This is a genomic window from Lentibacter algarum, from assembly GCF_018860975.1.
In the GTDB taxonomy this organism is placed as follows: domain Bacteria; phylum Pseudomonadota; class Alphaproteobacteria; order Rhodobacterales; family Rhodobacteraceae; genus Lentibacter; species Lentibacter algarum_A.
The window spans coordinates 515,772-532,069 of the sequence record NZ_JAHKQI010000010.1; the positions used below are offsets into that span (position 1 = coordinate 515,772).

Here is a 16,298-nt window from a genome sequence, read left to right on the forward strand (position 1 = left end):
GTCTCTTCCAGTTCTGCTAATTATCTACGCCTCTGGGTACATCCAGAGGCGTAGAACAGGTTTTCCGCCTTAGGTTCAATCGAGAACAAGTGCGTAGAAAAGTCCGCCGTCGGACCAAAGACCATTCAGCCCTCGATCAAGTCCGTATACGCTCTCTTGGCCAAGGGAGCGTTCAAAGATTTCACCGTAGTTTCCCACTTCTTTGATCATGGTGTATACCCAGTCATCCGATAGACCGAGCTGCTCGCCCATTCCTGGCGTCACACCCAACAATTTGGCCAAAGCAGGGGTTGGGGGGTTCGCTCTGATTTCGTCAACATTGGCTTGCGTGATACCGTTTTCTTCGGCCATCAACAAAGTTGAGAACGTCCAGTTCACCACATCGACCCAATTGTCATCGCCTTGACGCATCGCCGCGGCGGTTGGCTCCATTTCCAGAACATCGGGCAAGATCATGTGGTTTTCTGCGCCATCGGGCGCTTCATTACGAACCACAGCGAGGTTTGGTCCCCACCCAGCGTACGCATCGCAACGCTGACTGAAATATGCCGCAAGGGTTTCTTCAGATTTTTCAAACGGCACCATGTCGACTTCGATACCTAGCGCTTGCATGTGGTTCGTCACTGTACGCTCAGTGGATGTGCCCCCTTCAACGCAAACGGTTCCGCCATCCAGATCGGCAGTGGACGTGGCTCCAAGTTCCCGGCGAACGACTAACTGAGTGCCACCGATAAAGTATGGTCGACTAAATTGCAGTCCGACATCTGTATCACGTCCGAGCGTCCACCCAGTAACCTTGATGATGACATCAATGTCGCCCGATTGAATTGCTGGAAATCGCTGCGCCCAGCTGATCGGAACAAACTGCACCGCTTCCGCTGATCCAAGAACTGCGGCAGCAAGAGCACGGCACAGGTCAATATCAAGGCCCTGCCAATTCCCTTTGTCGTCTACTTCTGCGAAGCCCTTGAAGCTGCCGTTGTGGCCGGTACACAAAAGCGTTCCACGCTCTTGCACCATTTTCAAGGTTTCTCCGGCCTCAGCCATTACCTGGCTGGGTAAAACCATAGCGCCCGCAACCGCCAACGTCGCCAAAGTCCGCTTCATTCTTCTCATTTTGGAATCCTTCCTATTGTGGTTCGTGGCTTTCAACGCACACTTGCTGAAACAGTAGGGTGCGTTTCGGATCGCGGACAATTTACATCGACGCAACAAACTGTTCCGATAGATCATGAGACGACTCGAGTGGAGATGAATGCACGCAATCAATCTCTCTACAGCGCTTCCACGCTCACCGATAATATGACGCGTAGGCAAGCTCTGCCGGGGTGCCGGGTGAAATGTGCTGTGCTGGTCACAGAATGCATGAATCCATCGGAGAAAATTAATGCCTATAGATGTGATTCAAAGTGCCTTCCCAACGTCACCTCAAAACAAATTTCTATTTTATAATTAGTTAAGGGATGGGCATATGGGTTTCAAAACTGGACGTAAGGAATGTCGGGAAGCGATATTTCAAAAAACCCCCTTCATTCATTCCATTCAGTACTATGTTAGTGACAAGGCACCTAATGTTGATGTAGAGCTTTAGCGTAAATATTCCCCGCTCCTAAGGCCGGAGGTTCAGATGCTTGATCGACAACATATACCTTCACTGAGTATTCTTTTCGCTTTCGATGCGGCAATGCGGCATCAGAGTTTTACATTGGCCGCAGAAGAGCTGAATGTGACTCAAAGTGCGATCAGCCGCCAGATCAAGCAACTTGAGGCCATTCTCGGAATGCAACTCTTCTTGAAGAGCGGGCGTAATGTCCGATCGACTGATGCTGCGGCGCTTTATGCAAAAAGAGTGCATAGCGGTTTAAAGGAAATCGCTGATGGCACAAAGTTCATCATGGGTCATCAAGGCGCAGAAACCGTCAAGCTCGGTGTTCTGCCAACGACATCCAGCCGTTGGCTTGTGCCACGGCTTTCCACATTTATTGAAGAGAACCCACGAATTTCAGTAGTGCTTTCGGTCCAGACCCGCCAATTTGACTTCTCAAATGCCAATATCGACTCCGCGATCCATTGCGGCTTACCTGATTGGGAAGGCGTTGAGTATGATTTGCTCGGCGAAGAAGAACTGCTTGTTGTTTGTTCGCCCGACCTCATCTCTAACCGAAAGGTCAGGTCGGTTGAGGATCTTTCACGCCACACGCTTATTACAACCAACACACGGCAAGATGACTGGCACCGCTTTTTCCCGAAAGGTGTTGGAACACCTGAAGGCAATCGTCGGCTAGAGTTCGAGACATTTTCATCCGTCATCAAAGCCACGATGGCGGGACTAGGTCTTGCTATCATCCCGACATTCTTGATCCGAAATGAGTTGGCGGATCGGCGGCTCGTGTCAGCATACGGCAAGAAATATCTTTCAGGCCGCGGCTACTATCACGTCTACCCCAAGGACAGGTTGGACTATCAGGCATTTCGGTCGTTTCGAATGTGGCTCTTGAAACAGGCCCGCGAAAGCCTTCAACCGACGCAGTGATACGCGCAAGAAACGCTCAGAACAACATCTTCCCAGAATGCAGTCTTACTAAGAAAGCCAAGAAATCTATGCAACTTCAGAAAAATGAGTTTACGCACGCAATTACAGCCGGAAAAAAGCAGTTGGGTCTTTGGATAAGCCTTTGCAGCCCATTTGCTGCCGAAATAACGGGTCCCGCCGGTTTTGATTGGCTGCTTATCGATATGGAGCATTCGCCTAACGACTATTTCAGTGTACTTGGGCAATTGCAGGCATTTACAGCAACAAATTCCACTGCGATCGTGCGGCCTGAATGGAACGATCCAGTCATAGTCAAACGTCTTCTAGATCTCGGCGCACCCGGTCTGTTGTTCCCGATGATCCAAAACGTAGAAGAAGCGGAAAAAGCTGTGGCCGCCACACGCTATCCACCGCACGGCGTACGCGGAGTTTCTGGTGCGACCCGCGCCAACAAATTCGGACGAGTCAAAGACTACGTTGCAAAAATCGAAGAAGAAACAACCGTCATTTTGCAGCTTGAAACGCGCCACGCAATCGAAAATGCCGAACAGATCGCAGAAGTTGAAGGCGTTTCCGGCATCTTCTTTGGTCCAGCCGATATCGCAGCGGATATTGGAAAGGTCGGTAAACCGATGGACCCCGAGGTATGGGATCTTATTAAACCGGTTGCTCAAAAGCTGATCAAAAAGGGAATGCCCGTTGGTACGTTGGTGCTTGACCCTGCGTTTGCCGCAGAACTTTTGAACGAGGGATTCACCTTTGTAGCCTGCGGCACGGATACCGGATTGCTGGCAAAATCTTCGGATAACCTGTTGGCAGATGTTCGCGGAAAGTTGTCCTAATACCGGGGACCATGCCACCACGGTGATCCCAAATTGGATTCATCAAAACGCATCACCGCGCTGCCAAAAACAAAGTAGGCAGCGCGGCACACGCACCAAAATAGCATCTAATACTTGTGGCATTCTGGCCGTTAACAAGACATTCCCCAGAACGATGTATGCGCAGCCGTGCGATTCCGCTATGGCCAAGCGGGTTAAATGGCCCTGTTTTCGGACCATGTTCCGGCAAGTTTTTGAAACCCTGTTAGCTGGCCATCCAGGAAACAGCAGCACGCTTCCCAGATAACACTGCTATGGTGATCTTACCCGCGGTCTGTAACAAACTGCATCGCAGCACTGCCAAATTCATAATAAGCAGAGCGCGCCGTACGCATTCCAACCGTACTCAATTCATGCAACGGAAGCGGGAAGTCAGACAAGGGTGCCCCTTGCACATAATCTGCGCAGGCTTTGCCAATGACCGTTCCGTTGCCGATACCACGCCCATTATATCCCAGCGGAATGATCAGCCCTGCTTCAGGGCTGTGCACTCTTGGCAAATGATTGGGCGTAAATCCAACAGTGCCGGACCAGTGGAAAGACCACTTTGCGCCCTTAACCTGAGGATAAAGACGATCCCGTGCACGCGTGACCCATGCTTGCTTGATCGCTTTGAAGGCCCACTTGAGGGATCCAGCGGAACACATTATCAGACGTCCTTTGGGATCAATGCGCGTTGAAAGCATCACAGTTCTTGTATCCCAAACGCCGTGACGTTCCGGCACGATAGAGGCTGCCACTTCGGGATCAAGAACATCCGTAGCAACGTGAAACATCCCAACAGGAATCGTTGCTTCGCGTGTTTTCGGCAATACATTGTCTGAATACGCGTTGGTCGCGAGAATAACTTGTTCGGCGGAAATGGTGCCGGTGCCATGCGTGGCAACCCATTTCCCCCCAGATTTAGCAAGCGAGCCTATGCGAGCGTTCTGAAAGAGCCGCGCACCGAACTGTTGAGCCACCCTTGCCATTTCTCGGGTATAGGACATCGGGTGGATCGTGCCAGCGCGGGGATCAAACAGACCTCCGTGCCGATAAAGCTGTGATCCGGTGAGACGTACTGTTTCCTCACCCCCAACAACCTCGCAAGTAGCGCCACGCTCCGACATTTGGGCATGGCGTTGTTTGAGATAATCAACTTTGCCCGCATTATGCGCGAGATAGATCGTCCCGCCGTTGTAGGCATCGCAGTTCAGATTATGTCGCTTAACAAGTCCAAAGACGGCCTCTGGCCCTTGGTCCAGTGCCGCGTTCAGCTTGTCACCGGCTTTTGCACCGATCCGTTGGTCTACTTCTTGCGGGGTCAGCCAGACACCGGGATTAACAAGTCCGGCATTCCGTCCTGATCCGCCAAAACCAAATTCTTCGGCCTCGATGACGATGACGTCGGCGCCGCCCTCCGCGAGGTGGAGCGCAGCAGAAAGTCCTGTATATCCAGCACCCACGATCAAAACATCCGCGTTTAGATCACTTATTAATTGCGGCGTTTCAACCCGTGGGACAGCTGTATGCGGCCAGAGAGGTATTTCATTTAGTTCTGACGGCATCAGATATTCTTTCGACGTTATGATTTAGATTGAAAGTGGGACATCGAACGAAAGGCCGGCTCTGGCAATTGTTCGCTCGAACTCATCGATGGTGTACTGATCAACCGGACCTGTTGGGGGGCGGATATAATCAGATGTGAAGATGCCACGTTTCTTGTAGACATGCTTGCGGAATGCAAGACCGGGGCCAGGCTGGAACTCATAGCGTAACAAAGACACGTATTTGTCGAAACACTCTGCGGCACCTTCGCGGTCGCCTGTTTCAAAAAGGTTGTAGATTTTGACCAACACTTCCGGGAAGGAGAAGCCAGACATGATCCCTTTGGCGCCACGCTCCATTTCTTCTAGCATATACATGGCTCCAAGCCCGCCGAATACACCCATTTTGCCATCAGCCAACGCAAGAGTCTTGGACGTCTTTGGGCCAGTAGGGATCTCTTCGAGTTTGATATAGTTCGAAACATCATCTTTCGCCATCCGCGCGATCAATTCAGGTGACATCACGATGGCATCAAACATATCTGGCAAGTCATGCAGTGCTACGGGTATGTTCACCGCGTCGTTGATGGCCTTATAGTGTGCATAGATCGCATTGTCGTTTTGAATGCTGACCGGAGCAACGAATACAGCATCCGCGCCAAGCGCCTCTGCTTCGATGGCTTGCTCAACCGCGCCCATCGTTCCCATCGTGCGAATGCCGACCCAAACTTCCAAACCATCGCGTTTGGTGTCCATCGTCACGTTGATGATGTCTTTGCGCTCAGCGTTGGCTAACTTATGAGATTCACCCATGAACCCCATGATGTTAACACCATTGACACCCACTTCATTTTGAAATTTGATGAGCCGCTCCATGCTTTCCAGATCAACTTTGCCGTCATCTGTAAAGGGAGTGGGTAGAATTGGATAAACGCCTTTAGGGTCCATTTCAGAGATACCTTTTGATTAGTTGTTTTTGACAGGAACGGTATAACCAAGAGCCAATCGACCCCCGTCCGCATAAATAGTTTCACCGGTAATATAGCTGGAATAATCGCTAGCCAGATAAAGCGCGATATCGCCGATCTCCGATGGTTCTCCCAAACGACCCAATGGGGTCCTTGCGAGAATCCCGGTTAGGTTTTCAGGGTTGGCTTTGATCGCAGCCTGCAACAACTCTGTTCCGATGGAACCGGGGCCAATTGCGTTGACACGAACCCCCTCTGCGGCAAGCCGCACGGACATTGCACGGGTCATTTGCGCGATGCCGCCCTTGGCCATGCAATAGGCAAGCTGGTTGGGCAGTGACATCACCGAGTTAACAGAGGACATGTTGATGATTGAACCCTGCTTGCCCGCTGCTACCATTTGCCGGGCGACTGCCTGAGCCATCAAAAATGCACCACGTAGGTTGACGCCCATTAGTTTGTCAAAGTCGGCAACCTCCAGCGTCAGAATATCGCCCGCAATAGCAATGCCCGCGTTATTGACTAACACGTCCAGACTACCGGTTTGCGACACGATGCTTTCAACCAGCCTGGTACAAGCGTCAGCGTCACTAACATCCGACTGCATGGCAATCGGCTTCACCGAGGCACCGACAGCCAAAGTATCAGCTGCCTTTGTCACCGCTTCGCCGTTAATATCCGACATGCAGACAGTCGCGCCATGTTTTACAAAAGCCTCTGCACAAGCATAGCCGATACCCTGCGCAGCACCTGTAATCAGAACCGTTTTGCCCGAGAAATCCATCCGGTTTTCCATACTTTAAGTCCTTTCCATTTTGGCACGCGCCGCTTCGGTGGCTTGCACATCAACGTTGCCTAGTTTGTCAGAGATCACACCATAGGCATCGCGAGCTTCTTCTACGCTCACAAAACCAAGCCGGACATCTTCGCCAACAGCTTCAGGTGCACGGGTCTGTGCTTGGCCGTAACCACCCCCACCAGGAGTGTGGAGCACAAGGCGATCGCCCGCTTCAACTGTCTGCTTGCCTTTAGACCTCAGGGTCTCGCCGTTAACTGTAAAGACCCGACCACGGTGTCCAGATGCGCCGCCTGCTTGTCCGCGCGCAGGATGATCGACCCGATCAAACATTGCAGAAATCGCAAACGGTGCTTCTTCACGGTGAGCAACTTCAATGTGCTGTCCGGCACCACCACGGTACTTACCTGCGCCGCCTGAGTTTTCCAGATAGACCTTGCGCCAAACCACAATCGGAGCGAGTGCTTCGGAAATCTCAACTGGAACACTACGGATACCTGTCGGAAAGCCAGTCGTGTTCAAACCATCCAGCATAGGACGCGCGCCAGTACCGCCGGTATTAAACATAGTGACTGTGAAGTTTTCGCCACGTTTGTCACTGGCAGACGTTCCGTGCCCCCCCATCAAAACAGGTGCCCAAACACTGGACGCCCCTTCTGCTGGAGCCAATGTAGGATCAACCTGATGCAAACAGCCAAGCATCACGTCGGGCAACATTTGCCCAATCACGTGGCGTGCGCAAACGGCACAGGGTGGTTGCGCGTTTGTGATTGTTCCTTCTGGTGCAGTCACAGTGATGACACCCAAGGAACCGGAGTTGTTAGGCACTCGGTTCCCGACAACGACGCGGATACCGAACGAAGCGTAGGCCTTGGTATAGCAAAGTGGCACGTTGATACCGAAGGACGACACGCCAGATGTTCCAGCAAAATCAACACCAACCTGGTCACCCTTGATGGTCAAGGTCGCCATGATTGTGATCGGGCTTTCATATCCGTCAGTTGTCATTGAATTGGTATAAACGCCATCGGGCAACGCACGCACAGCATCTTGCATAGCAGTACGCGAGGTCTCGATGATTTTGTCGCCCAACCCATCAATCGTTTCGAGTTGGTATTCCGCCATCATATCTATCAGGCGGCGTCCACCGTCTTCGTTACAAGCAACCAGAGAATAGAGATCACCAACCACCTGCGCGGGTTCGCGCACGTTGGCATTTACCATTTCCAGCAAGTCCGCGTTCATTTGACCGTCTGAGGCCAAACGCATCAAGGGAATATAGAGACCCTCCTCAAATACCTGCCGTCCATCAGCGGTAAAGCCCAGACCGCCAACGTCAACGACGTGGGTTGTACAGGCAAACAGGGCCACTGGCTCTGTGCCCCGGAAAACCGGTGTGACAACTGTGAAATCGTGCAGGTGGCCCGTACCCTTCCAAGGGTCGTTGGTCATATAGCTTTCACCGGGCTTCATCGTTTCGATCGGGAACTTATCAAGAAAGTGCCCTACCGATTCCGCCATAGCGTTCACGTGACCCGGTGTACCGGTCACAGCTTGAGCCAACATCTGTCCGCGAGTATTGTATACCCCGGCAGACACATCGCCCGCCTCACGTGTGGAGCTTGAAAATGCGGTGCGGATCAGCGTTTGAGCCTGCTCTTCGACCACAGCGATCAAGCGATCCCACATGATCTGCATTTGAATCTTGTTCAGCGAAGATGAGAATGTGTCGCTCATTGTGCTGCCCCTTCTGTTTTGCGCCGAATATCCAAGTAACCAAAATCGTTAGTGTAAGCCGTAAAGCGTTTGGTCAGGATCGTCGTGGTTTGGTCTTCGACAATTGCGGCGGGTCCTTCGATCTTTTGGCCAGCACTCAGCTCTGTTCTGTTATAGACCTGTGCTGTTAGGAACTGCCCGGTATCGGCATCGAAAATCTCGCGAGTTCCTTGCGATTGCGGCACCACTGATTCAGATTTAGTGGGATCTTCCGCAGTTCTGATGCTGTCTGTGCTGGCAGTTCTGACGGTCATCGTCCATGTCAGTGCTTCTGTCCCGACTGAGGGTACTGAGCGGCTATAGTTTTTCTCGTATTGACGATCGAAACTCTTAGCCAAATCAGCCACGTCATCTTCGGTCAGTGTGCGCGCAGGAAACGAGACCGACAATTCGTGGCCCTGTCCGATGTAACGCATAAGAGCAAAGCATTCCGCTTCAAGAGGTGCCCCGAAAGAACCCTGCTCTACCACGGCTGTCGCTTCTGCACGCATGTCCTCAATCATCGTATTGATTTCAGCGATATTCGGATGAGCGAGATTCACGTGACGACTGCGAACAACTTCGTACGCAACAGGCGCGCGCAAGAAGCCGACTGCGGAACCAACACCCGCGTTATTGGGAACGATGATACGATCAATACCAAGCTTTTCGGCCATGCGTGTCGCGTGCAAAGGTGCGCCGCCGCCTGTCGCAACGATGGTACAGGTCGCGATGTTTTTGCCGATTTCGATGGCATGTACGCGCGCTGCGTTCGCCATGTTCTCATCCACGACTTCGCCAACCGCAAATGCGGCCATAGGAGTCTCGAGGCCAAGTGCGGTGCCAATTTTTTCGTCCAAAGCACTGCCAGACTTAGAGGCGTCCAGCGTCATACGGCCACCCGCAAAGTTTGACGGGTCGATCCGGCCCATGATGACATTTGAATCAGTCACAGTAGGTTCTGTTCCGCCAAGATCATAGCAGGCCGGTCCCGGTTCTGAGCCAGCAGACTGTGGTCCGACTTTGACCCGTGCAAGTTCATCAATATGCGCGATTGAACCGCCACCAGCACCGATTTCAACCATCTCGATTACAGGGATTCGAATTGGCATACCTGAACCTTTGAGAAAGCGATACTGGCGGTCAACTTCAAAGGCACGTGACGTGGTTGGTCTGCCATCGTCGATGAAACAAATCTTGGCCGTTGTGCCGCCCATATCATAGGCCAGAACACTGGGCAGATCACACTCACGCGCGATTTCCGCACCAAGGATCGCGCCACCGGCCGGTCCTGATTCCACCAAACGGACAGGGTACAATGACGCGGTCTCTACTGTGGTCAAACCACCACCAGAGGTCATCAACAGAAGTGGGCACGTCGAACCCAAGTCACGCAATGCAGCCTTCAACCGCATCAGATAACTTTCCATCATCGGCCGCACATACGCGTTGGCAACGGTTGTGCAGCTGCGCTCATATTCCCGAATTTCCGGTGCCACGTCGCTGGACAAGCTGATCGGCATTCCGGGCATAAGTTTGGATAGGATTGCGGCTGCCCTGTCTTCATGTTCCCGGTTGGCATACGCATTCAAGAACATGATGGCGACGCTTTCAATTCCTGCGGCCTTCAGTGTTGGCACGACGGCAGCCACTGCTGCTTCATCGATGTCCATAAGCACATCGCCTTGCGCCGACATCCGCTCTGGGATCGGCAGGCGCAGAGTGCGGTCAACCAATGGTTTTGGCTTCACAATATTGATGTCATATTGTTCAAATCGGTTTTCCATCGCCATTTCAATGACATCAACAAAACCATCCGTCGTGATCAGCGCCGTCTTCGCCCCGTTGCGTTGAATCAGCGTGTTCGTGGCAAGCGTTGTGCCATGAATCACCAAATCCACGTCCTTGATTGTCAGCCCTGCTTGATCCAAGACGATGCCGACGCCTTCCATCAACCCGCGTTCTGGCGCATCATAATCCGTCAGAACTTTGGTTGCGCGGATACCTTGAGGTGTCTCGAGAACAACATCTGTAAACGTGCCTCCAATATCTGCAGAAAGTTTAATTCCCCCTTTATCGCTCATTCTGGTTCTCCCGCGGCCAACCATTCTTGGTATTCAAGCTGAACTGCCTCGTTTGGCGGATAAGTACCAAGTGCTGGGCGCCCGTCTTTTTCGATCAATTTACGTACGAAGCGCTCTAGCCTCTCCTGCTCAAACGCTGCGTCAGCAACGTCGTTAGCCATTGCTCGTGGAATAAGAATAACACCGTCTTGGTCACCCATAACAATATCGCCAGGGATGACAGCCGTGTTTCCGCAAGAGATTGGGTTCTGATAATCAGAGCTATAATGAGCATGCAGGCTGGCAGGCGCCGCTGGGCCAGTGCAATAGACAGGCAACGTGCCTTCACGCAGATCGCGCACATCACGCATCGCGCCATCAGACACAATCGCCTTAACACCCCGGTCCGTCAGTCGAATGCCAAGGATACCACCAATAGTACCAACGTCAGTTACGCCGCGCGCATCGATAACCAGAGCGTGGCCCTCACCAACCTCTTCGATCAATTTGCGTTGTGCGTATTCTGGATCTCCAAGAACTTCCGGCACACTCAGGTCTTCGCGCATCGGGATAAACCGCAAGGTAAATGCCTCCGCAACAAATTCGCACCCTTCAATCACCAGCGGCATTGCACCACTAATATGGCAAGCACGAATGCCACTCTTGAGGAGAATAAGCGAAACAGTAGCAGTTGATACTGCGGCAAGTCGCGAGAGAGTAGTTTCTTTCAAAACAATTTTTTGATTTGCGAGTACGAGACGGTCAGTCATGATATTCCCTTAATTTAGATTAGCGATAGCAGCGGCCATACGATCCAAGCCCTTAGAGAGCTCTGATTGACTTGCCGCAAAAGACATTCGGAAATGGTGCTCCGCACCAAAAGGCGCACCGGGCACGATAGCGACTTTTGCCACATCCAGCATGTAGCGAACAAAATCGAGATCGGTATTAATAGTGTGCTCACCCGCGGACTTGCCAACCAATCCGGCCATTGAGGCAAACAGATAGAAGGCGCCTGCTGGGGCTTGGCAACTTAGGCCCGGCATGGCGCGGATTCGATCCACCACCATATTCCGGCGGGATTGATATTCGGCGCATTGCTCTGCCAAGATATCCTGCGGTCCTGTCAACGCGGCAATCGTGGCCGCTTGGCTGATCGAACAAGGGTTCGTGGTCGATTGACTTTGCAGAGCAGCCATAGCCGACACCAGGTCTGCTGGGCCTGCGCCATACCCAACGCGCCAACCCGTCATGGCATAGGCTTTGGAAACCCCATTCACCAAAAGGATCCGCCCAACAAGATCAGGCGCAGCTTCCACAAAAGAGACAAACTTCTTATCATCAAAAATGATTTTTTCGTACATTTCGTCACTCAGGACCATAACCTTTGGGTGCCGACGCAATACTTCAGCCAACCCCTCAAGGTCCTGTCGGCCATATACTGCACCTGTCGGATTATTGGGCGAGTTGATCATCAGCCAGCGGGTCCGATCTGTGATCGCCCGCTCAAGATCCTCAGGTTGTACCAGAAAGCCATCTTCTGCGCGTGCAGGAACTTTGACAGGTATCCCGCCAGCAATCTTAACCATCGCACCATAGGAGCCCCAAACTGGCGTTGGGACAACAACCTCGTCGCCTTCACTCAAGGTGACAGAAAGCGCATTGAACAAGAGTTGCTTGGCACCGGCGCCAACGCAAATTTGATCAATTGCATAGTCAACGCCTTGGTCATGTATAAATTTCTGACGAACAGCTTCTCGCAGTTCCAGTGTTCCATGTACGGAAGTATACTTTGTTTGACCGGCGTGAATTGCTGCTATGGCAGCTTCCTTTACATGCACTGGCGTGTCGAAATCCGGTTCACCAGTGACAAATGCTACAATATCTTCGCCCGCAGCTTGTCGCATCGTCGCCATCTCGAGGATGGCCATGATTGGCGACATGGGGCGTTCAGAAAATCGCACATTCAACTCCACCGATATTTGGTCAAAATCTTCGAGCATCGCCAGCTTCCTCCATTAGCAACGGTCCCATAGATGGGCCCTAAAAGCTTGGAGAAACAAGCGAGAAAGCCGCAAAGAACCATTCCGAATGGTCATGAACGGAGGCCTGAAACAAGTGCGGTCGCTAACCATTATTTGGGGTGGCGATCCCATGACGTTCTTCTCCCATAATGCTTCCTTCCATTCCAAAGAATAGTCCGCGCCATCAAACGATGGGATCAAACACCTAGTCGATTTCCTTTGCAACCAATCTGAGAAACTCGTTAGGGTCAGGGCTTCGGTAACGGGGGTGGTTCAGTCAAGCCCTTTCTTGCAAACGATTTGATCCGCTAGGTCGGGTCGTTCATGTTTCTTGCTGCCCCAAAATTCTGTCACAGGTGCCGCGTGAGGTCTTTCGGGTGCATGCTTCGGTTCGTGGTCAACGCTTTGGTTGCCAACATGATGCTAGTTCGATGTAATTCCGATGTGCCCACCTCATAGGCGTGCTCGACAAAGGCCGGCGACGGTCCTGACCGCGGCATCATCGGAACCACGTCCTCGTAGGACCTCATGAACCTGCGTTCAAACAGGTAACGGTTGGGGTATCATTTCATCAGGCCGCTTTTGGTGCGGCACCTGATTGGAAGACAGTGCCATCGATCCAAATCCGATGGAGTATGACCGCGATACGGCGAGCCAGGGCGAGCATGGCAATCTTGTTGCCCCGGCGCCGTGCGAGCTCGCTCCCCAAGTTCTCAGCCAGATCGACCGACCACGATTCATCATGACAGTTGCAGCTTGCCACTATGCCCGCCTCAGGTTGACATCACCGGCCTTGGTAATGCCGCCAGATACATCTCGCTCACCGGATTGGTTGCGCGAAGGCGTCAGACCGATCCAAGAACCAATCCTCTTTGAAGACCGGAAGAGTACCGGATCATCGACGGCTAGCCTGGCAGCAGCGTCTCTGACGCCAACTCGGTCACCAGTTCTAGGGGCTGAAACACAATGCGCTGTGGGCCACCTGAATAGGGTCCATTGGGTCGCTGTTTGATCCACGGCCAAGCACGCGCTCTTGATCCGCGACGCATTGGTGCAATCCTGTCCGAGAAACTTCAACGCAGTTGCGGCAAGATCGCCCACGCTTCGGAGCGCCTCTTGGCACGCGGCAGCGATGGCGGGTAGGTTGCCGCTGATCAAAGAACTTCCTGGCCAGAGCGGACTTTTTCGGCATTCGGGCACAGCCACTACGGATCAATGACCTGTCAGATTTTTGCAAGCTTGGTTACCAAAACACATATTAATCAGAACATCTCGAGATTCGAGGGCGACCATATTCTGGAGGAATATTTCAGGCTCGCGGGATCTTTCTTGCAAAAGTCAGAAAGCATGCCCGACCGATAGATGCCAACAATACCAACAACCGAGCTGATTGATTCAATCCAAAGTGTGTTTTCACACCCATAATCGATGATCAACCTTGACTGCTCCCGACTACGGCCATCGCCTCTATTTCGACAATCAGGTCTGGTGTAGCCAAAGCCGAAATGCCTACGGTCGAGCTCGCAGGAACACCATCAGGGAAAATCTCTGAGCGTGCGCGTGAGTATTCTTTGTAGTCATCCATGCTAGTTAGATAGGTTGTGATCTTAACAACTTCGTCAAGGGAGGAGCCGGCACTTTCGAGTGCTGCTTTGATGTTCTGAAAAATCTGTATGCTTTGAGCGTAAGCATCATTCTTGCCAACGACGTTGCCCGACTCATCAAACGCCACAAGGCCCGAAAGCTGTACGGTATCGCCCATCTTCCATCCGGCATGAAAATTGAATTTCTTAGTCCAGCCCCATCCGGGATCAACGCGCTGCCAATTCATATTTTTCTCCACTGTTTTACACATCATACAACATCAAAGTACTGATCAGCTCGAAGACTAGGATTCCGACTAGTCGAGAACCAGTGAATTATCTTGCGCGATTGGTGCCTTCTGCTCATGTTGCTGGTGGTCATTACTAGGTGTGCTGCATCGAACTCATCAAATTCCCCTGCAGGGGAATAGGCAACGGCCACTTGAATTGCCCTGGAGCATATGATGCAGCATCATTGTAGATATGGACAGACCCTCAGGACACTTTCCTCGTTATTGTAGCTTGTCTCTGAGCGCTTCGTAAGGGGTCTGACCGTTATGCGCGCCGTGGGGTCTGGCGAAGTTGTAGAACCGCTCCCATTCGTCAAGTTTAGCCTCCAGATCGACGTCGCCTTTGTAGCTAAGAAGTTGATAGAACTCTTGCTGATCAGAACGGTGGGATCGTTCGACTTTGCCGTTGAGTTGAGGAGTGCCGCGTTTGGTGTAAGCGTGCCTGATCCCGAGATCTTCGACATGCCAATGGAATTTGGCTTGGAACTCATGACCGTTGTCAGTTCGAACCTCGCGAATGCGGAATGGGAACTTTTCGATGATGTGGTCAATGATGTCGATGGCGTTTGCCTGCGTGTGTTTCTCGTATATCTTGAGGGCGCGAACTCTGGTGGCATCGTCGATCGTTGTGTATTGGAACCGACGAACCTTTTCGCCCATTTTTCCTTTGAAGGTCAGAAACTTAACATCCACTTGAATGTGGCGCCTGGGACCTGCTTCTGATAACGTTTAGTGTGCAGCTTGCGCATTCGTGTGCCTCTGGGCAACCGGTTAAGACCGTTGCGTTTGAGGATACGGTAGACACCAGCATCTGAGATTTTGATGCCGTGGTAGCGTGCCAAGTACCAGACGATCCTGATCGGCCCCAGATGATACTTCCGGCGCAGATACAGAACTTTCTCAACGATCTCGGGTGGCGTTTGATTAGCTGGGTTCTTGGGAATTGGCCTGGCATTCTTCAAACCCGCTTCGCCATCCTTTTGATAGGCATCGCGCCATCTATAAAAGCTGGATCTGCCAATTCCAAAATACCGGCACACCTTACGGACGTTGCCGATCTTCTCGGCGTGCTGGAGCACTCTAAGCTTGCGTTGAATGTCGCGTTCTTCGTTCGTCATGAATACTTCCTCCATCCCAAATTAGGGAATATACAGGAAGTGTCCCGAGAGTCCGGACATATCTACAACCAGCGAGGATCGCGGCCCCCATCAAAATGGAGGTGCCAGATGTGGGCAACACAAGAGGCGTGGCTTGCCAGATTGTGATGAGAATACCGGCAACGACCACAGAGAGGAAACCGTAAAACCCCAGCACAAGTGCGCCCAGAGATTTCGGGGCTGCCCTGCTCGCAAGGTCGCGCCCGGCGAAGCCGATCTTGCCGATAACCGCGAGGATCGACAGCATTGAAAAACTGTCGCTGCTCGGTTGGCTAATGACCAGCCCCCCCGCAAGCCCCAGAAAGATCGCGCCCACCTACGCCAGCCAACGCGTTCACCAAAGAACAACGATGCCCCTGCGACAACAATGAGCGGTGTGGCCTGCAAAATTACGGTGGCGGCAGACAGGGCCGACAACGAGATCGCCAGGACATAGAAAAGCCGGCCGATGATCTCGAACACCACGCGGATGCACATCGGTTTTGACAGTACATCAGGGGTCCACAGGCGTGCGCCCATAAGCAGGGCAAGACAGGCAAAGATGATGCTGCCGCCAAGCCCGAAGAGGATCAAAATTTGCCCTACCGGCAGGCTTTGCGAGACAGCTTTGACAAAGGCGTCCTCAATGGCGAACGGGGCCATTGCCCCCACAATCCACACGCTGCCCACGCGGCTCGCCTTGGTATCTGTCGCGATGTCATTGCGCACAATTCTATCCAAAG

12 protein-coding genes and 2 pseudogenes are annotated in these 16,298 nt (G+C 52.3%); 2 read left to right on the forward strand and 12 right to left on the reverse strand.

All coding sequences use genetic code 11. The features are described 5' to 3' along the window. Window positions 1-75: 75 nt before the first annotated feature. Window positions 76-1,116: an amino acid ABC transporter substrate-binding protein gene (locus KO498_RS17840; protein ID WP_215961261.1), complete on the reverse strand. Its 1,041-nt coding sequence runs from the start codon at window positions 1,114-1,116 to the stop codon at window positions 76-78. 511 nt (window positions 1,117-1,627) lie between these two features. Here KO498_RS17840 and KO498_RS17845 point away from each other — a divergent pair. After that, a complete protein-coding gene (locus tag KO498_RS17845; protein WP_215961262.1) occupies window positions 1,628-2,533 on the forward strand; it encodes a LysR substrate-binding domain-containing protein in 906 nt (301 codons plus the stop codon). A gap of 68 nt (window positions 2,534-2,601) precedes the next feature. Next, a complete protein-coding gene (locus tag KO498_RS17850; protein ID WP_215961263.1) occupies window positions 2,602-3,375 on the forward strand; it encodes an HpcH/HpaI aldolase family protein in 774 nt (257 codons plus the stop codon). A gap of 302 nt (window positions 3,376-3,677) precedes the next feature. Here the strand turns inward: KO498_RS17850 and KO498_RS17855 are convergent, their stop codons facing one another. The 11 genes and pseudogenes from KO498_RS17855 to KO498_RS17905 form a co-directional block, all read right to left on the reverse strand. Further along, the gene (locus KO498_RS17855; protein WP_215961264.1) at window positions 3,678-4,961 is read right to left on the reverse strand and encodes an NAD(P)/FAD-dependent oxidoreductase; all 1,284 of its coding nucleotides are present in this window, start codon (window positions 4,959-4,961) and stop codon (window positions 3,678-3,680) included. Window positions 4,962-4,985: 24 nt separating this feature from the next. Next, on the reverse strand, window positions 4,986-5,888 hold the full coding sequence (locus KO498_RS17860; protein ID WP_215961265.1) for a dihydrodipicolinate synthase family protein: 903 nt from the start codon (window positions 5,886-5,888) through the stop codon (window positions 4,986-4,988). Window positions 5,889-5,906: 18 nt separating this feature from the next. Beyond that, window positions 5,907-6,704, reverse strand: coding sequence for an SDR family NAD(P)-dependent oxidoreductase (locus tag KO498_RS17865; RefSeq protein WP_252731523.1), 798 nt, complete (start codon window positions 6,702-6,704; stop codon window positions 5,907-5,909). A 3-nt stretch (window positions 6,705-6,707) separates the two neighbouring features. Next, window positions 6,708-8,441 carry a hydantoinase B/oxoprolinase family protein gene (locus KO498_RS17870; RefSeq protein ID WP_215961266.1) on the reverse strand — a complete coding sequence of 578 codons (1,734 nt, stop codon included), beginning with the start codon at window positions 8,439-8,441 and terminating at the stop codon, window positions 6,708-6,710. Then, window positions 8,438-10,543, reverse strand: coding sequence for a hydantoinase/oxoprolinase family protein (locus KO498_RS17875; protein WP_215961267.1), 2,106 nt, complete (start codon window positions 10,541-10,543; stop codon window positions 8,438-8,440). The genes KO498_RS17870 and KO498_RS17875 overlap by 4 nt, the downstream gene beginning before the upstream one ends. Beyond that, a complete protein-coding gene (locus KO498_RS17880) occupies window positions 10,540-11,292 on the reverse strand; it encodes a ribonuclease activity regulator RraA (protein WP_215961268.1) in 753 nt (250 codons plus the stop codon). Before KO498_RS17880 ends, KO498_RS17875 begins: the two co-directional genes overlap by 4 nt. A gap of 9 nt (window positions 11,293-11,301) precedes the next feature. Then, window positions 11,302-12,525 carry a pyridoxal phosphate-dependent aminotransferase gene (locus KO498_RS17885; protein WP_215961269.1) on the reverse strand — a complete coding sequence of 408 codons (1,224 nt, stop codon included), beginning with the start codon at window positions 12,523-12,525 and terminating at the stop codon, window positions 11,302-11,304. Between the two features lie 592 nt (window positions 12,526-13,117). Further along, window positions 13,118-13,458 (reverse strand): annotated as a pseudogene (locus tag KO498_RS18485) (transposase); the annotation flags it as partial. Window positions 13,459-13,978: 520 nt separating this feature from the next. Then, entirely contained in the window at window positions 13,979-14,377 is a 399-nt protein-coding gene (locus KO498_RS17895) for a RidA family protein (protein WP_215961270.1), read from the reverse strand. Window positions 14,378-14,641: 264 nt separating this feature from the next. After that, a pseudogene (locus tag KO498_RS17900) lies at window positions 14,642-15,537 on the reverse strand (IS481 family transposase). A 90-nt stretch (window positions 15,538-15,627) separates the two neighbouring features. After that, the gene (locus KO498_RS17905) at window positions 15,628-16,284 is read right to left on the reverse strand and encodes an EamA family transporter (protein WP_215961271.1); all 657 of its coding nucleotides are present in this window, start codon (window positions 16,282-16,284) and stop codon (window positions 15,628-15,630) included. Between the last annotated feature and the right edge of the window lie 14 nt (window positions 16,285-16,298).